Source organism: Ruegeria sp. YTSC003, assembly GCF_059609785.1.
Genome location: NZ_JBXWMK010000001.1, coordinates 331,534 through 351,262, shown reverse-complemented (window position 1 = coordinate 351,262; position 19,729 = coordinate 331,534). Strand labels below are relative to the sequence as shown.

At 57.6% G+C, this 19,729-nt stretch carries 14 protein-coding genes and 1 tRNA gene; 6 read left to right on the top strand and 9 right to left on the bottom strand.

Annotation, left to right across the window (positions count from 1 at the left end; genetic code table 11):
* Position 1: 1 nt before the first annotated feature.
* Both AC2FFH_RS01755 and AC2FFH_RS01750 read left to right on the top strand, forming a co-directional pair.
* The gene (locus tag AC2FFH_RS01755) at positions 2-1,681 is read left to right on the top strand and encodes a thiamine pyrophosphate-binding protein (protein WP_496843594.1); all 1,680 of its coding nucleotides are present in this window, start codon (positions 2-4) and stop codon (positions 1,679-1,681) included.
* A 206-nt stretch (positions 1,682-1,887) separates the two neighbouring features.
* Positions 1,888-2,808: a LysR family transcriptional regulator gene (locus tag AC2FFH_RS01750; protein ID WP_496724186.1), complete on the top strand. Its 921-nt coding sequence runs from the start codon at positions 1,888-1,890 to the stop codon at positions 2,806-2,808.
* Here AC2FFH_RS01750 and AC2FFH_RS01745 read toward each other — a convergent pair.
* From AC2FFH_RS01745 to AC2FFH_RS01730, 4 genes are read right to left on the bottom strand one after another with little or no spacing between them, the layout of a single operon-like run.
* Complete coding sequence (locus AC2FFH_RS01745) at positions 2,805-5,219, bottom strand: GcvT family protein (protein ID WP_496843593.1); 2,415 nt, start codon at positions 5,217-5,219, stop codon at positions 2,805-2,807. The genes AC2FFH_RS01750 and AC2FFH_RS01745 overlap by 4 nt on opposite strands.
* Entirely contained in the window at positions 5,220-5,924 is a 705-nt protein-coding gene (locus AC2FFH_RS01740; RefSeq protein ID WP_496843592.1) for a maleate cis-trans isomerase family protein, read from the bottom strand. It abuts the gene before it with no gap.
* Entirely contained in the window at positions 5,917-6,360 is a 444-nt protein-coding gene (locus tag AC2FFH_RS01735; RefSeq protein WP_496777846.1) for an SRPBCC family protein, read from the bottom strand. The genes AC2FFH_RS01740 and AC2FFH_RS01735 overlap by 8 nt, the downstream gene beginning before the upstream one ends.
* Before the next feature lie 12 nt (positions 6,361-6,372).
* Positions 6,373-7,878 carry a trimethylamine methyltransferase family protein gene (locus tag AC2FFH_RS01730; RefSeq protein WP_496777849.1) on the bottom strand — a complete coding sequence of 502 codons (1,506 nt, stop codon included), beginning with the start codon at positions 7,876-7,878 and terminating at the stop codon, positions 6,373-6,375.
* A gap of 667 nt (positions 7,879-8,545) precedes the next feature.
* On the opposite strand from AC2FFH_RS01730, the gene AC2FFH_RS01725 reads away from it, so the two are divergent.
* From AC2FFH_RS01725 to AC2FFH_RS01710, 4 genes are all read left to right on the top strand, one after another.
* Positions 8,546-8,620 (top strand) — tRNA-Gly (locus AC2FFH_RS01725).
* A 264-nt stretch (positions 8,621-8,884) separates the two neighbouring features.
* Positions 8,885-10,705, top strand: a complete 1,821-nt coding sequence (locus tag AC2FFH_RS01720) for an ABC transporter transmembrane domain-containing protein (protein ID WP_496843591.1) — start codon at positions 8,885-8,887, stop codon at positions 10,703-10,705.
* Positions 10,706-10,859: 154 nt separating this feature from the next.
* Entirely contained in the window at positions 10,860-12,749 is a 1,890-nt protein-coding gene (locus AC2FFH_RS01715) for an acyl-CoA synthetase (protein ID WP_496843590.1), read from the top strand.
* 12 nt (positions 12,750-12,761) lie between these two features.
* A complete protein-coding gene (locus tag AC2FFH_RS01710; RefSeq protein ID WP_496843589.1) occupies positions 12,762-13,685 on the top strand; it encodes an alpha/beta hydrolase in 924 nt (307 codons plus the stop codon).
* Positions 13,686-13,689: 4 nt separating this feature from the next.
* On the opposite strand, the gene AC2FFH_RS01705 is transcribed toward AC2FFH_RS01710, so the two are convergent.
* The 5 genes from AC2FFH_RS01705 to AC2FFH_RS01685 form a co-directional block, all read right to left on the bottom strand.
* On the bottom strand, positions 13,690-14,526 hold the full coding sequence (locus tag AC2FFH_RS01705; protein WP_496724201.1) for an alkaline phosphatase family protein: 837 nt from the start codon (positions 14,524-14,526) through the stop codon (positions 13,690-13,692).
* A gap of 157 nt (positions 14,527-14,683) precedes the next feature.
* Complete coding sequence (locus AC2FFH_RS01700; protein ID WP_496767775.1) at positions 14,684-16,321, bottom strand: ABC transporter ATP-binding protein; 1,638 nt, start codon at positions 16,319-16,321, stop codon at positions 14,684-14,686.
* Positions 16,318-17,133 (bottom strand): ABC transporter permease, encoded by an 816-nt coding sequence (locus AC2FFH_RS01695; RefSeq protein WP_108859503.1) that lies wholly within the window; start codon positions 17,131-17,133, stop codon positions 16,318-16,320. The genes AC2FFH_RS01700 and AC2FFH_RS01695 overlap by 4 nt, the downstream gene beginning before the upstream one ends.
* A complete protein-coding gene (locus AC2FFH_RS01690) occupies positions 17,133-18,089 on the bottom strand; it encodes an ABC transporter permease (RefSeq protein ID WP_058276793.1) in 957 nt (318 codons plus the stop codon). The genes AC2FFH_RS01695 and AC2FFH_RS01690 overlap by 1 nt, the downstream gene beginning before the upstream one ends.
* A 15-nt stretch (positions 18,090-18,104) precedes the next feature.
* Positions 18,105-19,691: an ABC transporter substrate-binding protein gene (locus AC2FFH_RS01685; protein ID WP_108859350.1), complete on the bottom strand. Its 1,587-nt coding sequence runs from the start codon at positions 19,689-19,691 to the stop codon at positions 18,105-18,107.
* Between the last annotated feature and the right edge of the window lie 38 nt (positions 19,692-19,729).

Here is a 19,729-nt window from a genome sequence, read left to right as displayed (position 1 = left end):
GATGACTAATATATCCGGCGGCGAGGCCGTCTATCGCGTTTTGAAGGCCAATGGGATCGACACTGTGTTCGGCCTCTTGGGTGGATCAATGCTGGAACTTTATGACGCGATATATCAGGGCGGAGAGATTGCCTATGTCGGTGCGCGCGATGAACGCGCGGCGGGTCACATGGCCGATGCTTGGGCGCGTATGACCGGCAAGCCAGGCATGGTTTTAGGCGCGCAGGCCGGTCCCGGCGTGGTGAATATCGTGACTGCCGTGGCCGAGGCGCATCTAGCCTATTCTCCGATGGTTGTCATTGCGGGTGCGATCACCCGTGCAGATCAATGCAAGGACACGTTTCAAGAGGTCGATCAGGTCGCCGTCTTTGCGCCGATCTGCAAGCGGTCGGTGATGGTAACTGATCCTTCGAGGCTGGCTCCGATGCTTGAGGATGCCATTCGTCTGGCCAACACTGGTCGCCGAGGCCCCGTTGTGCTGCATGTCCCACGCGACCTTTTTGCTGAAGAAATCCCCGCCATTGATCCCAGACCGCTACGGATTGCGCGCCCGGGTCCGGCCGCGCCTGCTGACGTCACCACCATTGCCGCGTTGCTGGCCGGGGCAGAACGCCCAGTGATCTTTGCCGGAGGTGGCTTCAAATGGGGCGCGGGTCGTGACGCGCTGACCGCGCTGGTAGAAACACTTGAAGTGCCCGTTGTGGCCTCGACGGGCCATGCAGATGTGATGCGCCATGGCCACCCCTGGTTTGCCGGACAAGCCGGACCGCGCGGCAACCGCGTGGCCAGCCGTCTGACGAGAGAAGCAGATGTGATGGTCGTGATCGGCGCTCGCCTTGGCTTCAATTCCACCTTCCATTCCAACGACTACGTCGGTGCAGATACTCGCATCGCGCATGTTGATGTCGAAGGCTCTGCCGTTGGTCGCTATTTCCCTGCTGAAATCGCGGCTCAAGGTGACGCGCGCCTTACGGCCGAAGCGCTGACCGAGGCAGGCCGGAAGCCAAAATGCGACGCATGGCGCGAGAGCTTCAAGGCGGATATGGACAGTCTTTGGGCTGAACGGGCCAAAGAGGCCGTAATCGAAACGCTGCCCTTGCACCCCCGCCGCGCTTTGGCAGAGCTGCGCAATGCCTTGCCTGAAGACGCCATTGTTACACTTGATACCGGCAACACCTGCCTGCAGGCTGCGGATCGCCTGGCCCATTACGAACCAATGTCACTGATCACACCGCTGGATTTTGGTCTTGTTGGCTTTGGTCTTGCCGCCGCAATCGGCGCCAAAGCCGCCGCCCCTGAGCGCCCGGTTGTTGCGATCATGGGCGACGGTGCTGTTGGCTACACTATGATCGAGATTCAAACCGCCATTTCGCATAAGCTCCCGATCACCATCGTAGTGCTCGACAACGAGGCATGGGGCGCTGAGAAAGCCTATCAGCAAGAGTTTTACGACGGGCGTCTTCTGGGCGCGGAAATTGAAAGCCCCCGCTTTGACAAATTCGCCGAACTCTGCGGTGGCAAAGGCATCTGGGTTGACGGCCCCGGCGGTATGGGCCCCGCCCTACAAGAGGCCATTACATCGGAACAAACAACAATTATTCAAGCCAAGATCGATCCGGGCGCGCTGATGACGCTGCGCAAAGACCTGTTCAGGGCACCGCAGAATGGGGCAGAGGAATAAGCGCCTGTGCTCCATCATCATCGACGCTGGTAGCACGGATCTTTGTGCCACGCACGCAGCCCGAGAAAAGGGCGCAAGCATGTTGATGCTGGAATGTTCGTCCGAGGCTTAAAACGGACGGTCTCACTCGATCAAAGTTTCGACTTGACCTATGATGAATAGCGATAAAGAAAATCACCCGTTATGTGAAATCTGCTCAGGTTCAAATGGCAGAAGGCCCCTTTCTTGATTTGCGTCATCTGAAGATGATCCGCGCGATTGCCGAACACGGGCGTGTCAACGATGCGGCCGAGGCTTTAGGGGTCACTTCGTCGGCTCTTTCGCATCGCATCAAAGAAGCCGAACGACGGTTGGATCTGGTTCTATTTACACGCATCCACAAGCGCCTGCGCATGACCCCGGCGGCGGAATATCTTGCCGATGTCGCGGATCGCGTTCTGACCGAAATGGACCGGGCCGAGCGCGATGTTCGGCGAATGGACCGCGGTGTGGAGCATGTCGTGCGCATCGCGGTCGAAACCTACAGCGCGTCGTATTGGTTGCCCGATTTCATCCGATATCTGCAAACGCGGCTACCGGGAATTGAGCTTCAGGTCATGGCAAGCGTGACGCGCAAACCTGTTGGCGCACTTGCAAACAGGCACGCCGACATCATTGTGACGTCAGAGGAGGCAACGCCCATTGGAACGCATTGTATTCCACTGTTCAGGGACGAGTTGCTGTTCATCTTCGCACCAGATCACCCGCTTGCCGCAAAAACTCATATCGAAGGCAAGGACATCGAAGGGGAAGACTTCATCACTTACGCCCTGACCCCTGAGCCGGATCGTGAATTTGCCCGGCTGTTTCGCCCGTCCGGGCGCTATCCACGCTGGACCACAACGGTCGAGATGCCCGAAGCCATCGTCGAGCTTGTGGCCGCCGGTCAGGGCAGCAGCGTGCTTGCTGGCTGGGCCGTGCGCCCGGCCATCGAAGCTGGACGTATAATCGGCCTGCGCGTCGGCAAGGACGGAATCGAGGTGCCTTGGGTCGCAATGATACGATCCGAAGACAGGGGCACAGGCCCCATTCTGGAAGTCGCCCAAGCTCTTGCGCGGTGGTCTTCGGCAAACGGCGGGTTCGGTTAGGACCGGAGCCTCTCGTTTTTTGGATCGTACACATGGTGAGAATGACGCGTTGCCGCGCGCATCTCGCCGAAAGCCTGAACCAAACAGTCCTCTCCCATCTCGAGCGAACCATTTTCAACATAGCCGAGCGCCAACAACTTGCCGGTTCGATAGCCCATCGAGACCGACGTCAAGTAACCGATGACCCGCCCCTCTCGGATGATCGGGTCGGATGGCAATGGCTCTGGCCCGAGATCGGTGATCTCCAACCCGATAAAGGCCCATGCAGCTTCCTGCATTGCCTGTTCTTCAACGGCCTGTCGACCGGTGAAAGGCTTGGACATGTTCGCGAACCTGGAAAGACCAACATCGAACAGCGTGTATTCAACGCCAAAGTCCGCGCCCCAGCCGTGATACCCCTTTTCGACGCGCATGGCATTAAGCGCGTAAGAACCGAAATTGCAGATGCCATGCGGCTTGCCCGCCGTCCAGATCGCATCGTAAAGGGCCACCAGATCTGACGAGGCGACATGTAGCTCCCAACCCAACTCGCCCACGAAGCTGACCCGCATGGCCGTGACCGGCATACCTGCGATCTCGATTTCGGCCAGGCTCATCCAGGGTGCATTGGCCGCGCTCAGGTCATCGGCAGTGAGGCCCTGCAACAGATCGCGGGATTTCGGACCCATCACCAAAAGCGCGCCATCGCGAGTGCAACCCTTGGTCAAACGAACGTCGGCATCGCCGCAAGCGGTCGCAATCCAGTCGAAGTCTCGATCAACAGCCAGGGTAGGGCCACACAGCAGAAATCTGTCGTCGGCCAAACGGGCAATTGTCGCTTCTGACCATATGTGTCCCTTGGGTGTCAGCATATAGGACAGACGCACCCGACCGACGGGCGGCAGCGTTCCGCAGACTACTTTATCAAGCACCTTGGCCGCGTCGGGCCCATCCAGGGTGAATTTTGTGAAGCCGCCATGGTCCATGATCCCGACTCGATCACGAACCGTTTCGCATTCAATCCGCACGGCATTCTGCCAAGGCTCGTGTCCGAAGCTCAAAGCGCTTGGATCGTTTGTCTTGCCCAGATCGAACCAGAATGCCCGTTCCCAGCCGCCGATTTGTCCCATGACCGCGCCCTGTTCGACAAGTTGCTTATAGAGCGGGGTCTTGTTGAGCGGTCGCCCAGAATCCATAAGACGATGAGGATAGGGGATCGCATATTGCAGGTCATAATGCTCGGACGCGCGTGCCGCTGCATAGTCTTGCGTGGCCCAAGACCCGAACCGGCGGGGATCCCAGGCGGACAGATCCCATTCGGTTTCGCCTGTCGTCAGCCATTCGGCCATGGCTTTGCCAATGGCCGCTGAATGCGTGATGCCAATCTGAACGCCGGTCGCATGGTAGAAGTTTCGAACACCTGCGGCGGGCCCTACAAGGGGAAGTGCGTCAGGCGAATAGGGGATCGGGCCATTAACGAAACGCTGGGCACCCGCTTCGGCAAGCTGAGGCACATGGGCTGAGGCCGCTTCGAACACCGCCATCATCCCGTCGATATCATCTGCAAACAACTGATGGTCAAAGTCCTGGGGAACCCCGTCTTGCCAGACCGGGCGGCCTTCGTGGGCATAGGACCCGAGCAACAAGGCGTTTCGTTCGCGCCTGAGGTAAAAGCGCATGTCGGGGTCTCGGATCAAAGGAAACGTGTCGGTGTCCTTCTCGAGAACCGCCAAAGGCGATGTCACCATATATTGGTGTTCAAGGGTGACGACGGGCACGTGCAACCCTGCCATTGCCGCAATCCGTCCGCCGCTTGAACCCGCCGCATTTATCACGGTTCCCGCGGCAATGGCGCCAGTCGATGTTTCAACCACCCATTCCCCCGACGCATGCTGTCGCAATCCTGTGACCGGCGTGAACCGATAAACCTTTGCACCCAAGTCACGGGCGTGTTTGGCCAGTGCCTGGGTCAACTGACTGGGATCGATGTCGCCCTCATAGGGATCAAATATCCCACCATGGATTGTATCATCCGCCTGCCAATAAGGATGCATCTCTTCAATCTGCGACGGCGTCAGCATCGACAGTTCAAACCCCGCCGATCGAGACACACCGCACAGGTGTTGGAATAGTTGCATCCGCTCAGGCGTGTGAGCAGGCCAGATAGCGGATGTATGCCGATAGGTGATCGGCGTGACCGGGTCTTTGGCAAGCTCCTTGTAAAGCTGCCAGGCATAGTTTCCGGCGCGCATGCCCAACCACGAGTTAGCGTAGGTGGGAATATTGCCCGCGGCATGCCACGTCGACCCCGCAGTCAGTTCATTCTTTTCAAGCAAAACGGCATCGGTGATGCCTGCCTTAGCCAGATGGTACAGGATGGAAGCACCAACTGCGCCTCCGCCAATGACAACAACCTCTGCATGGCTTTGCATTCAGTGCGACTCCAACAGTCTTCCAAAACCAGTGATCGGATCGGTTATGCCGAGGGCGCGCAGCGCATGCCAATAGACCGCCGCATTGCAGGCCACGATTGGCTTGCCGTGGGTGTCTTCCAACGCGCCGATCATGGCCACCACGGGCAGCGCGGTCCCGACCTGAAGGATAACGTCGCAATCCGAGGAAGCGACCTCAGCAAAGACGGACCGGATATCCTCCAACGGAGTTTCACAGATGGCAGGAAGCGTGGGCGCTTCGGTGCCCTTGATCGCGACCACCTCGAACCCGGCGTTTTCAGTGTTTGCTTTCACCACAGCATCGACTTCAGCGTTGAACGGCGTGACAATGCCAACACGCGTCGCCCCAAGGGCGCGCAACCCCACATAATCGGCTTGCGAAGCGCCAATCACCGGCACGCCGACCTGCTGTGCGATATCTTCGCACCGCGCCTTCAGTTTGTCCGGCCCACCGAGCCCTGCGTCGGTTGTCAGACCGACGGCGATTGCCGACGGCGCACAGTCCATCAACTTTGCCGCTTCGTCGGGCAGGTCATCCGACACCGCATCGCCCCCCAAACGAAAGCGCTGCATCTGGTTGGTCACACCCTTCGGTCGAAGCAATTCCAACTCCGGCTGGACGACAGTATTCATCGCAGGCGTCATGACGCCAATCACGGCGCGAGGGGCAAGGGTGTCAGCCATTCTCAGTCTCCTTCAGGAATTGCTTCAGTCCGATCATGCCGCCGATATAGATCACGTCGCCGACGGTTTTTTCCATTTCATCAGCGACCCCGGGGGCACAGTCGAAATGGCTTTCCCAGATGCCCAGAGTTTGGCGTGTATGGGTGATCGGAATGAATCGATGCGTGGACACGTACCCGGTCACGGGAAGCGCACTTTCGAGGATGTCATAGGTATAGGAATGATCGGTATCAGAATGGGCCAACAAGGTTTCCCGGAACACTGTGCCATCGGCGATGTCCAGTTTGCGGATGGTGCCGGTGGCGGTCGGTGATCCGTTCTCCAGGCCAACACCTACCACGCCCGGATTCCAATGCACTACACCGTCAAAGGCGCGAACGGCCGCCCAGACTCTGTTTATGTCACTGTCGATGACCATACTTCTGAAGACGTGCATGTCGGCTCCTCTTTAGGGCTGAAGATGGATGGGATAGTTGGCTCGAATACGTGCTTCAGCCTCTGCATCAAGATGTGCCGAATGCGGTGCTGCCAGTATCTCGGTCACGCGGGTCCGTGCCTGATCCCAGATCGAAAGACGGCCTGCAGCAACCCAGTCATCGACACTTTGGCGATTGGCAAGAGCCGGATAGTGATAGTCTGACTTCATGCGCTTGAGCGTTTCGAGTTCCCCCAGATAATGACCGTCCTGGGTGACGACGCGTTCCACCGCGTCCAGATCGAGTGTCTCCACACTCACTTCAATTCCCCTGATGCTGCGCAGGATTGCCCCGCACATGTCGTCGTCGATCACCATCGCTTCGGGGCTGGCCACCATGATCGAGCCCAGCATCCCCACGGAAAGGTTGATCATGTCGGCGCCGCCATGTCCGGCCAGGGCGACGGTGTAGCCTTTTTCATAGCCCGCTTGGGCATCCACCATCTTGGAATCCGTCATACCCGCCGAGACTGTGGATGGTAGGCCGATATGGGCCAGAAGCTGGGCCGCGGCAGCATTGGCGATCGCTGCTTCACCGCTGCCACCGCTCATGGCTCCGGTGCGCAAGTCGGAAATGAAGGGCATCAGCGCATAAATGCACGGGCTACCCGCCTGGATACCGTCAACCACCACTAGGCCAGCGAGCGACTCTGCCAAGCCCTGTGCCAATGCGCCGGCCAAGGTGACCGGACTTGTCGCACCTGCCTGGCCAGCCGAACAAATCTGCGGGATCATGCCTGCTCTCACGGCCTTCTCCAGCATCAGTATTCCTTCGGCGCTATAGGTCAGCGGGGGAACCACATGGACAATCACTGCCATACAAAACGGTCTTTCCCGGAATGCATGTTTGTGGCCGAGCGCTATATCGAACAACTCAACTATCGGGTCGATGTGGTCAGGCTCGCAAAAGCTGATGCCAATTGGTTTCGAAGTGGCTTTGAGGCAGGCAAATGCGGTGTTGATGTCCAGCTCGAACGGGTCGGTCAAATCCCTGGTAACAACGGGCCGTACACCATAGTGGATGTTCGACGATGCATCCAATACGCGCATTAGATCGTAGAGGTCGCTTAGTGAGCTGTCCTTGTAGGCGCCGGTTGCGGCATCCAGAGTCTGAACCGCCGCTCCGCCGGTCCCGATGTGAACCCGGCTGCCGCCGATCTGCAAATCCCTGTCTGCAGTGAACCCCGGTAACGTGATCTTTCTTGGAGCGCGAGACAGTGCATTTCTGATCATCTCATTTGAAAAACAAAGGCGTCCGTCAGGGCGACGCCACGCCCCTGCAGCAATCGCCCGTTCGGTTGCCTCTGCCGGCAAGCCGACCATACCCACTGTCGAAAGAATGTCATAGGCATGCGCTTCGATGGCTGCCAATTCCAAGGACGACAGCGGCCTCAAAGCACCCCCAATCTGAAATGCAGGCAGTGCGCCCGGTTCCAATCCGGTTTCTGATGTCTCTTGTCTTCGCGTGCGTCTAACCATCTACGCCCCTCAACGACACCAATAAAGCGCAATTGTCTTGTGTTGAGAATTCAATAAACCGGCTCAGTTGGTGAACAAAATTCACGAAAGGTCTTTAGCGTTGCTTTGCGCTGTATGAGTCTCATCGCAACAGCTCGGTTTATCTCAAACCAGTGAATGCGTCGCTTTTTAAAAAGGGCTTTCCTGTGACGTTTGTGTCCGCGCATACCGCTATGGGTTGTTGCAGCAGATATTGGAGTTCAACATTCTAAATGTCAGCTCCAACCCTAATTGGGCAGGTCAACAATGCCGCCCGAGGTGTGAACGCCCGGTTTTCTCGCCGCGCCGCGGTACAACGGCCGATTCCCATGCGGCAAAATATCCGCAGCGAGCGTGCGCAGCGAAAAATCAAAATCACATAATGGGCTCAGTGCAGTCCTTGCCGCCAATAAGACGAATGCCCGTTCTGTACGCAATGGGGACATTCGAACAGTTCCGATGGGAACAGGGACACTTTGATTGTTCCGTTGGTTCTATTAAAAAATTGACAGCTTACTTTTTGGCCAAACTCCATAACTTGCCTGCGATTCAGCTGCAGGTTTTTTGTTCAACAAAGATCAGTTGTCTGAAAAAAAACAAATCCTCTATTGACCGCAAATTCGGGATGAAATAGACCCGCTCGAGCTGAGCGGGCGTCGTATACTGGCTATTACCTCAGCCTTCCAAGCTGATGAAGCGGGTTCGATTCCCGCCGCCCGCTCCAAGAATTTTTCTCCGACATATAACCTGCAAAACGACTATATTTATTCTAATAGTGCATTGAAATAGTTGTTAAAGCAGTGATTAAGATGCTTGCCTTCCAAGCTGATGAAGCGGGTTCGATTCCCGCCGCCCGCTCCAAATCAGCCCTAAAATTCTGCGTCAAATAGCCCTTTTATGTTGGGTCATATATTGTGGTTCTTGACCCGGCTTGCCGTGGCCGCCAAGAAGCGAACACTTAAGTGCGAAAAAGACGTAAGGGCCAATTATGGCAAACTCTGCCTCAGCCACGCCCAAGGGCAAACCTGCACCCGGTGCCACGGAGGAGCGTGCTGGATCGCGGAAGATAGGCGTTCTGTCGTCTCTTTGGCCATTTATGAAGCCGTATCGGGCCCTGATGACGGGTGCGGTACTGGCGCTGGTGTTGACGGCCAGCATGACGCTAACCCTGCCACTTGCGGTACGCCGCGTAGTCGACAATTTCCGAATTGAAGATGGCGAGCTGCTGGATTGGTACTTTCTGGCGGCACTGGGCATTGCCGCGATTTTGGCGGTGGGAACTGGCATCCGATATGCGCTGGTCACCCGGTTGGGTGAGCGCGTCGTGGCCGATATCCGCAAGGCCGTATTTAACCGCGTCATAGGAATGAGCCCCGAGTTCTACGAACGGGTCATGACCGGAGAGGTACTCAGCCGTATCACCACGGACACGACCCTGATTCAGTCTGTGCTGGGATCGTCCGTATCCATTGCCTTGCGCAATATGCTTTTGTTCGCGGGTGGTTTGGTCCTGATGCTGCTGACCTCGGCCAAGCTAACGGGTTTGGTGCTTTTGCTGATCCCGGTGGTGGTGGTGCCGATACTTGTTCTGGGGCGTCGTCTGCGGGTCCTCAGCCGCGAAAATCAGGACTGGATCGCGGCCTCGTCGGGCAACGCAGGCGAGGCGCTGAGCGCGGTTCAAACCGTTCAGGCCTTTACGCATGAAAAAGCCAGTCGGCAGCAGTTCGGCGATATGACCGAAACCTCTTATGCGGTTTCTCTTCGACGTATACAAACGCGCGCCGTGATGACGGTAATCGTTATCTTCCTTGTATTTTCGGGCATCGTCGGCGTGTTGTGGATGGGGGCAAACGACGTTCGCAACGGCGTGATGACCGAAGGTGTTCTGATCCAGTTCGTGATCTACTCAATCATCATGGCCGGCTCTGTCGCCGCCCTCTCTGAGATTTGGAGCGAGCTGCAACGTGCAGCCGGCGCGACCGAGCGTCTGGCGGAATTGCTGAACGCGCAGGATACCGTGATCGATCCAGCCAAGGCCAAACCCCTGTCAGCACCTGTGCGCGGTGAGCTTCGGTTCGATGATGTCACCTTCCGCTACCCGGCCCGTCCGGATGTGGTGGCACTGGACCATCTGACCCTTTCGATCAAACCGGGTGAAACCGTGGCTTTCGTTGGTCCATCGGGTGCAGGCAAAACCACAGTGATCCAGATGATCCAGCGGTTCTACGATCCGGACGCAGGTCATGTCAGTCTGGACGGCGTTGACCTACGTGATCTCGACCGGTCCGATTTCCGGCAGCACATGGCTTTGGTGCCACAGGACCCGATCATCTTTGCAGCCTCGGCCCGCGAGAATATTCGGTTCGGGCGTCTGGACGCCACGGATGCCGAGGTTGAGGCGGCCGCGCGCGCAGCCGCGGCGCATGAGTTCATCTCGAAACTGCCCGAAGGTTATGACAGCTTTGTTGGTGAGCGCGGCGTTATGCTGTCAGGCGGTCAGAAACAGCGCATTGCGATTGCCCGTGCGATCCTGCGGGATGCCCCAGTTCTGCTGCTGGACGAGGCGACCTCGGCCCTGGATGCTGAAAGCGAACGCGCGGTTCAGGGCGCCGTTGACCAGATGCGCGCCGGGCGCACCACACTGATTGTGGCCCACCGTCTAGCGACAGTTAAAAAAGCGGATCGGATCGTGGTGATGGAGGCCGGTCAAATCGTTGCACAAGGCACGCATGCGGATCTGGTCGTTCAGGATGGCCTGTATGCCCGTCTGGCGCGCCTGCAATTCACCGACGGCGTTGCAGCAGAATAGCCTGACGTCAGGGCAATCAATTTTGCGCCGCTGCGTAATTCTATAATTTTGGGCGCGGCCTCTCTACCCCTCGCTTGCACCCGCGTGGTTTTGCTTCCATCTTGTCATGGAAAAAAGCCGCGCAAGACGTGGGAGAAGAACAGGGAGGAGCCACATGGCATTTGTGGGTTTGGAAGACAAGGCGAGGATCGAGCAGGAAATGTCGTGGGAGGATCGGGATGTTCCGGTCACGTTCCACCAGTTACTGTCGCGCACGGCAGGCAAATACCCAAACAGTGATGCGGTCAGCTTTCAGCTCATGTCCGGCCCGACAGACAAGGCCGAGACACTGACGTGGTCGCAACTGCTTGGCAAAGTCAATCAGGCGGCAAACCTGTTCCGGTCTTTGGGCGTCGGTGAGAAAGACGTGGTGGCCTATGTGCTGCCCAACTGTAACGAAACGCTGGTCACCATGATGGGCGGCGCGGTCGCAGGGATCGTGAACCCGATCAACCCGCTGCTAGAGCCTGAGCAGATCGCAGCAATCCTGCGCGAAACTGATGCCAAAGTGGTTGTGACGCTGAAATCCTTCCCCAAAACGGATGTGGCGCAGAAAGTCGAAGAGGCGGTGCGCCATGCGCCCAACGTCAAGACCATTCTTGAGATTGACCTCAACCGTTATCTGACGCCGCCGAAATCCTGGCTGGTGCCGTTCCTGCGTCCCAAAATGGGCGACAAGGAAAAATTGGCGCATGCGGACTATAAGAACTTCAACAAGGAACTGTCCAAGCAACCGACGACACTGACCTTTGAAGACAGCAAGGAAGATCGCGTTGCCTGCTATTTCCACACTGGCGGCACGACCGGTATGCCGAAGGTTGCACAGCACAAATACTCGGGCCTGATCTACAACGGTTGGCTTGGGAATACGCTGCTGTTTTCCGAAGAAGACGTGATCATGTGCCCACTGCCCATGTTCCACGTTTTTGCCGTGCATGTGATCATGATGGCTGCCGTCTCATCTGGCGCGCATGTGGTTTTCCCGACGCCTGCTGGATATCGCGGCGACGGCGTGTTCGACAATTTCTGGAAACTAATCGAACGCTGGAAAGTGACCTTCATCATCACCGTCCCAACTGCAATTGCCGCGAAAATGCAGCGCCCAGTGGATGCGGACATCTCAAGCGTGAAAACGGCATTTTCGGGCTCGGCCCCTCTACCGGTCGAATTGTTCCGGCGCTTTGAAGAGGCAACCGGCGTGACCATCGTGGAAGGCTATGGTCTGACCGAAGCCACCTGTCTGGTGTCCTGCAACCCGGTGGACGGGGAAAAGAAGATCGGCTCGATCGGTATTCCGTTCCCTTATACGGATGTGAAAATCCTGCAGGATGGTCCGGACGGACCAAAGGAATGCGCCGCAGATGAAATTGGAGAGATTTGCATTTCGAATCCGGGCGTTTTCGCCGGTAACACCTATACCGAGGCGGACAAGAACGTAGATCTGTACCACTTCGACAAATACCTGCGCACAGGTGATCTGGGACGCTTTGACGGGGATGGCTACCTTTGGATCACAGGTCGTGCCAAGGACCTGATCATTCGCGGCGGTCACAACATTGACCCGGCCGAGATCGAAGAAGCTCTGCTGGGGCACGATGCTGTCGCGTTTGCCGGTGCCATCGGGCAGCCTGACGCCTATTCGGGCGAGGTGCCTTGCGCCTTTGTCGAACTGGTCGATGGAGCCTCGGTCACCGAGAAAGAGCTGATGGAGTATTGCAATGTGCATGTCCATGAACGCGCGGCCCAACCCAAGCACATGACCATTCTGGACGAGCTGCCCAAAACTGCCGTCGGTAAGGTCTTTAAGCCCGAACTTCGCAAACAGGCGATCACGCGTATCTATAACGGCGCGCTGGAAGAGGCCGGTCTTGAGGCACGGGTCATTTCGGTCATCGACGATAAGAAACGCGGACTCGTTGCGCAGCTTGACGCGAAGGGTTCCGCAGAGGACGATGTCAGCAAAGTGCTGGGATCGTTCACCCGGCCGTGGGAGTGGGCTGCCTGACCGGGAGGAAACATGGATTATGAACGTCTGATTGATGAAGAGACTTGGGCGTTCATAAAACGAACGGCTGAAAGCTATCCGGATGATGCGGTCGACCTTACGATCGAGGATCAGCGCCGGGTCTACGACACGATGTGTCGCGACTTTCGCCAACCCCGCCCACAAGGGGTCGAAACACAGGACAGGCAGGCCGATGGTGTGCCTGTCCGCGTTTACAATGCTGGTCACCCGACACGAACCGTCATCTATTTTCATGGTGGCGGTTTTGTTGTTGGCGGATTGGACAGCCACGACGACGTCTGCGCCGAGATTTGCGCGCAAACCGGATATCGGGTTGTGGCCGTGGACTACCGCCTGTGCCCCGAACACGTACATCCTGCGCAGTTTCAGGACAGCTGGACCGCTACGAACTGGGCCGTGCAGGAATTCGGCGATCCTATTGTCCTTGCGGGTGACAGTGCCGGTGGCAATCTGGCGGCAGCGGTCGCCCAATATGGGCGAGGGCGGCTGGAGAATGTGCTGGGGCAGGTGCTGATTTACCCAGGTTTGGGCGGCGACAGCGCGAACGGGTCATATACCGAACACGCCCACGCGCCGCTTTTGACGCTGGATGAGATCGTTTTCTACGAAAAGGTACGTTGCGGTGGCACTGTCCCGCAAAACGACCCGACATTTGCGCCGCTTCACGACACGGATTTCTCGGGCCTGCCGCCAACTGTGGTGGTGACCGCAGATTGCGATCCGCTGCGGGATGATGGCGCCGCTTATTGCGACAAGATTTCCGCCGCCGGAGGGCAGGCGCATTGGATCAACGAGCCCGGCCTTGTTCACGGCTATCTGCGCGCGCGTACAAGCGTGAAGCGGGCGGCTGACAGCTTTGAACGGATCTCAGTTTCGATTGAGGCGCTGGGCCAGCAGATCTGGCCCTACGATTAACCCGTTACTTCAGGAAAGACTGTGCCTTCATCGTTTCGGCAATGGGCGCACCCATGCGGTTCAGGATCGTAGGCGCCAGCTGTAGCTGGTCGATCACCGTGTCGACCTCGGGGCCTTCGGCGTCGCCAAAGTAATACAACGCGGTTTCCTGTTGCAGCGGGCTGCGCCCGCCGTGGTGTCCCCGCTCATCCTGTCCGTGATCAGCGGTCACAATCACGTCGTACCCCAGTTGTCGCCAACGCGGGATGAAAGGTGCCAGCATCTCGTCAGCTACGAAGCAAGCGTGGTCCATCTCTTCGCAATCGTGGTAAAAACGGTGCCCCATACTATCCAATGTGCAGGCATGCAGCAGGCCGTAGTCCAGCCCATGACGCAGGCACAGATTGGTCAGAGTGGCATAGAGATCAACGTCGGACGGGGTCATCTGATTGGCTTTGCCATAACCTGTCATGGTGTGAAAGCGACCGTGGTTGATCGTTTTGCTCTCAGGCTCATCATATTCGATGTCGCGGACGTAATCGAACGGGTGGCGGTTGAAGAACTGCGACCAATAGCTGTGGGTGACAGCGCCGGTTACGCCACCAGCCTCTCGTACCTGGCTGAAAACGTCCTTGTGGCTCAGGCGGAAGACATTGCCGTTGCCGGTACAGCCATGCTCCTGTGGTGTGACGCCGGTGTGGATCGAGGCATAGCAGCTGGCCGACGTGGACGGCAGAACAGCGCGTAGCTTCCAGACCCGCGCCTCACCGCTGTCGACCCAACCTTCAAGGTTACCGAATAACCGTCGGAAATTGCGCCAAGGAACACCGTCCAGGATGATGAGGAGTAGTTTGCGGTCCATGTCATTGGCCTTTTGACTATATATTTCTGGCGACCCTAGGGGATTCGCGATCAAGGGTCTGCCCGTTCGCGCCCCCAATAGCAAAATCCCGACACCTGTCATCGAACAAGCGCCGGGATTTCAATTTTTCACTTACCTGTCACGGAAAGGGCAGGGGTCAGTTTCCGGCGCTTTCCATTTTGCGGTGGGCAACGACCTCTTCCAGCCAACCCAGATGCATCTCGGGGACGGAACTGAGCAGCAGGTCGGTATAGTCGTCGAACGGCGGGCTCAGCACCTCCCTTTTCGACCCATAGCGAACCACGCGGCCCTGATACATCACAGCGATGCTATCGCTGATCGCGCGCACCGTCGCCAGATCGTGGGTGATGAATAGGTACGCCACATCCTCGATCTTCTGAAGGTCCAGCAGCAGTTTCAGGATGCCGTCCGCAACCAGTGGATCAAGTGCCGAGGTGACCTCGTCACAGATGATCATCTTGGGCTTGGCTGCCAGCGACCGCGCGATACAGACACGCTGTTTCTGACCACCTGACAGTTCCGCCGGATAGCGGTCCATGTACTTTTCGCCCAGTTCGATCTCATCCAACAGTTCGACGATCCGCTTGCGTTTTTCGGCACCGCGCATGTTGAAGTAGAACTCCAGCGGGCGTCCGATGATCGTACCAACCGTCTGGCGTGGGTTCATTGCCACGTCAGCCATCTGGTAGATCATCTGCAGCTCGCGCAGGTCTTCACGGCTGCGGCCCTTCAGATCGCCACTAAGCTTGCGGCCAGCAAAGGTGATCTCACCATCGCGCGGCGGCAGCAAGCCTGTGATCACCCGCGCCAGTGTCGACTTGCCCGAACCGGATTCACCGACGACGGCCAGTGTCTGCCCCGGATGAAGCTCGACATTGACGTTGTGTAGCACGTCAAAATTCAAACCCTTGTAGCGCGCGGTAATACCTTCGACGCTCAATACCGATTCCGGTGTGGGTTTTTTCTCTTCGTGCTCGATCGAGCGGACCGAAACCAGCGCCTTGGTATACTCTTCCTGCGGGTTGTTGATGATCTGGTCGGTATTGCCATACTCGACCGTATTGCCCATCCGCAGAACCATGATGTCATCACTGACCTGAGCAACAACGGCGAGGTCATGCGTGATGTAGAGCGCAGCAACGCCAGTATCGCGAATGGCCTCTTTGATCGCCATCAGAACGTCGATCTGAGTGGTCACATCCAGTGCAGTGGTCGGTTCATCAAACACCACCAGATCAGGCTCGGGGCACAGCGCCAGCGCCGTCATGCAACGCTGTAGCTGACCACCCGAGACCTGGTGAGGATAACGATCACCGATATTGTCCGGATCGGGCAGCCCCAGCTTGGCGAACAGTTCACGCGCACGACCTTCGGCCTCTTTACGCGAAAACTTCTTATGTTCGACCGCCGCTTCGACCACCTGATCCATGATCTTCTTGGCCGGGTTAAACGACGCGGCCGCGGATTGCGAGACATAGGCAACCTCGCCACCACGCAGATTGCGGATATCGCTGTGCGGAGATTTCAGAATGTCGCGCCCGTTGACCCAGACTTCGCCACCGGTCAGTTCGACGCCACCGCGGCCATAAGCCATAGACGCCAGACCGATGGTCGATTTACCGGCACCGGATTCACCGATCAGCCCCAACACCTTGCCGCGTTCGAGGTCAAAGCTGACCCCGTGCACGATTTCGATGTCATGGGGCTTTTCGCCGGGCGGATAGACGGTCGCGCCAATCTTGAGGTTGCGGACCTTGAGTAGGGTATCACTCATCCCCGGCCTCCTTTCAGCGATGTGGTACGGTTCAAAACCCAGTCAGCAACAAGGTTGACCGAGATGGCGAGCGTCGCGATGGCTACAGCGGGGTACAGGGCCGCGCCGATGCCATAGACGATTCCGTCCTTGTTTTCCTTCACGATGCCGCCCCAGTCCGCCAGCGGCGGTTGGACGCCCAGGCCCAGGAACGACAGGGTCGAGATGAACAGGACCATGAAGATGAACCGCAGCCCGAATTCAGCCACCAGAGGCGACAGAGCGTTTGGCAGGATTTCCCGGAAGATGATCCAGCGCCGGCCTTCACCGCGCAGCTTTGCGGCTTCGACATAGTCCATCACGTTGATGTCCACGGCGACCGATCGAGACAGTCGGTAAGGACGTGTGGCGTCCAACAGCCCCATCACAAGGATCAGGATCGGAACGGTAACCGGAACAATCGCCAGGATAACCAGTGCCAGGATCAGCGTTGGGATCGACATGATCAGGTCAACCGTCCGGCTCAGCGCTTGGTCAGCCCAACCACCCAGAACCGCAGCCAAAAGGCCCAGCGAGGTGCCAGTGATAAAGCTGAGGATCGTAGCCATCGCAGCGATAAAGATGGTCGTGCGACCACCATAGATCATACGTGTCAGCAGATCGCGCCCGATATTGTCCGTGCCCAGCAGATGCTCGGCGCTTGACGGTTCCCACACATCACCGACCACTTCGGCCATTCCGTAAGGGGCGATCAGTGGGGCTGCGATCGCTATGAAAAAGTACAGTCCGGTGAAAAACAGACCGACGGCGGCCGAAATAGGAATGTTCTTCATCATTTCGGATGCCTCAGTCTTGGGTTGGCAAGGATAGACACAATATCGGCAACCATGTTGAGCCCGATATAGACCGCGGCAAAGACGACGCCGCAGGCCAGAACGACTGGCACGTCACGCTTGGTCACCGAATCCACCAGATATTGCCCCATGCCGGGATATACGAACACCACTTCGACAACGACGACGCCCACAACCAGATAGGCCAGGTTCAGCATCACAACGTTGACAATAGGGGAAATCGCGTTGGGAAACGCGTGGCGCGCAATGACCTGAAAATTCGAGAGGCCTTTCAGTTCAGCCGTTTCGATATAGGCCGACTGCATCAGGTTCAAGATCGCAGCGCGGGTCATTCGCATCATCTGCGCCAGAACCACCAGTGTCAGAACGAAGGCAGGCAAGGCGATGGCATTGAGCTTTTGCCCGAAGGACATTGTATCGTTGATCATTGCGAGTGAGGAGAACCAGCCCAGTTTCACCGAGACGAAGTAGATCACCACGTAACCGATCAGGAATTCCGGGATCGAAACCGTTGTCAGGGTGATTGCAGAAATCAGTTTGTCAGGCCAGCGGTTGCGGTACCGAACGGCCAGAAGGCCTAGAAAGATAGCAAGCGGCACGGAAACGACGGCTGCAGCACATGCCAGGAACAGGGTGTTCCCCAAGCGCTTTCCGATGCTTTCTGCGATGTCGAGTTTGTTGGTCAAAGACTGACCCAGATCGCCCTGCAGGATGCCGCCCAGCCATTCGAAATATCGGGTTAGAGCGGGACGGTTGAGGCCCATTTCCTCGCGTAGGTTTGCCAGCGCCTCGGGGGTTGCGGATTGGCCAAGGACCGCTTGCGCAGCGTCCCCAGGCAGGGCTTCGGTGAGGCCGAAAATCAGAGCCGATGCACCGAAGAGAAGCAGGAGTCCCAGCGCAAGGCGCTGGGAAACCAGTTTGATGATAGGATGCATTATCCGTGGGCCCTATCAGGCGAACCACATCTTGCGTGACATGTTGCCATTCATCATCTCTTGGGTTGGGTCGCTTTCCCAACCTTCGAGCTGATTGGTGACGCCTTCGACAAAATCGTTGAACATCGGGCAGATCAGACCGCCCTGGTCGCGGACCATCATGCCCATTTTGCTGTAGATGTCCTTGCGTTTGTCGTTGTCCAGTTCGGCCCGTGCTGCAAACAGCATTTCGTCGAACTCTGGCACCTTGAAGCGGGTGTCGTTCCAGTCGGCAGTCGACAGATACGCTGTCGCGTACATCTGATCCTGCACCGGACGGCCACCCCAATAGGATGCGCAGAACGGCTGAACGTTCCAGACCTCGGACCAATAGCCATCGTTGGGCTCGCGCTTGATTTCCAGCGGGATACCGGCCTGAGCCGCGCTTTGCTGGAACAGGGCCGCTGCGTCAACGGCACCCGGGAAGGCGCCATCTGCAACACGCAGGATGATCGGCGAACCGTCATGGCCCGACTTCGCATAGTGTTCTGCCGCCTTTTCAAGGCTGAAGTCGCGTTGCGGGATAGAGCCGTCAAACAGCGGGTATGCCGCATTGATCGGCATGTCGTTGCCAATTGTGCCGTAGCCGCGCAGAACCTTGTCGACCAAGTCCTGACGGTTGATTGCGTGTTTCAGCGCCAGCCGCAGTTCGTTGTTGTCGAACGGCGCGGTGTCGCAATGCATGATGAACACATAATGTCCACGGCCGGCGGTCGAGTGGACCGTCAAGTTCGGGGCGCGGCCCAGCAGATCGGCAACCTTTGGTTCGACGCGGTTGATCGCATGAACCTGACCGGATTGCAGAGCAGCCGTACGGGCAGTCGCATCGTTGATGACAATTACTTCGACGCTGTCGAAATTGCCGAAATCGGGGTTCCAGTGGTTGGCGAACTTCTTGAACACGTGGCGTACGCCGGGCTCGTCGACTTCCAACTGGTATGGTCCGGTGCCAATGCCCGCACCTGGGTTTTCCATTCCACCATCAGGCTGAATGATCAGGTGATAGTCGGCCATCAGATAAGGCAAGTCGGCATTTGGCTCGGTCAGTGTGACCTGGAAATTGTCGCCATCGGCCTTCATTGACTCGATGCCCTTCATGATACCCAGGGCACCGGACTTGGAGTCTTCGTTCGAGTGGCGCTCCATGGTTTTCAGCACGTCTTCGCTGGTCATGGTCTTGCCGTTGTGGAATTCGACGCCCTGACGCAGTTTGAACGTCCAAACTTTGGCGTCCGCGCTGCCTTCGACGGCTTCAGCCAGGCGCGGCTCGATCGACCCGTCGGGCGCAACTTCCACAAGCTGGTCGCCGAATTGTTTGCCGTTCTGGAACGGCACCGAGCTGGCATAGGTCGCCGGATCCAGCGAATTGGTGGATTCGCCGCCCTGCAGGCCAAATTTCAGGTCGCCGCCCTTCTTTGGTCCTGCCGCGCGCGCAGCGTCAGCGAACATGGTGCTGGCCATCGCCGCCGACACACCCAGAGCCGCCGCTTTCCCCATGAATTCGCGACGGGTCAGTTTGCCCGCAGTGACCTGACCGGCCATGTGAGTGAGTTGTTCGTTCATTTAGTGGTCTCCCAGTTGAATGGATTTCAGCCCTTGAT

Coding starts and splice junctions, on each gene's coding strand:
- AC2FFH_RS01755 (WP_496843594.1), top strand. CDS start 2: ATGACTAATATATCCGGCGGCGAGGCCGTCTATCGCGTTTTGAAGGCC.
- AC2FFH_RS01750 (WP_496724186.1), top strand. CDS start 1,888: ATGGCAGAAGGCCCCTTTCTTGATTTGCGTCATCTGAAGATGATCCGC.
- AC2FFH_RS01745 (WP_496843593.1), bottom strand. CDS start 5,219: ATGCAAAGCCATGCAGAGGTTGTTGTCATTGGCGGAGGCGCAGTTGGT.
- AC2FFH_RS01740 (WP_496843592.1), bottom strand. CDS start 5,924: ATGGCTGACACCCTTGCCCCTCGCGCCGTGATTGGCGTCATGACGCCT.
- AC2FFH_RS01735 (WP_496777846.1), bottom strand. CDS start 6,360: ATGCACGTCTTCAGAAGTATGGTCATCGACAGTGACATAAACAGAGTC.
- AC2FFH_RS01730 (WP_496777849.1), bottom strand. CDS start 7,878: ATGGTTAGACGCACGCGAAGACAAGAGACATCAGAAACCGGATTGGAA.
- AC2FFH_RS01720 (WP_496843591.1), top strand. CDS start 8,885: ATGGCAAACTCTGCCTCAGCCACGCCCAAGGGCAAACCTGCACCCGGT.
- AC2FFH_RS01715 (WP_496843590.1), top strand. CDS start 10,860: ATGGCATTTGTGGGTTTGGAAGACAAGGCGAGGATCGAGCAGGAAATG.
- AC2FFH_RS01710 (WP_496843589.1), top strand. CDS start 12,762: ATGGATTATGAACGTCTGATTGATGAAGAGACTTGGGCGTTCATAAAA.
- AC2FFH_RS01705 (WP_496724201.1), bottom strand. CDS start 14,526: ATGGACCGCAAACTACTCCTCATCATCCTGGACGGTGTTCCTTGGCGC.
- AC2FFH_RS01700 (WP_496767775.1), bottom strand. CDS start 16,321: ATGAGTGATACCCTACTCAAGGTCCGCAACCTCAAGATTGGCGCGACC.
- AC2FFH_RS01695 (WP_108859503.1), bottom strand. CDS start 17,133: ATGAAGAACATTCCTATTTCGGCCGCCGTCGGTCTGTTTTTCACCGGA.
- AC2FFH_RS01690 (WP_058276793.1), bottom strand. CDS start 18,089: ATGCATCCTATCATCAAACTGGTTTCCCAGCGCCTTGCGCTGGGACTC.
- AC2FFH_RS01685 (WP_108859350.1), bottom strand. CDS start 19,691: ATGAACGAACAACTCACTCACATGGCCGGTCAGGTCACTGCGGGCAAA.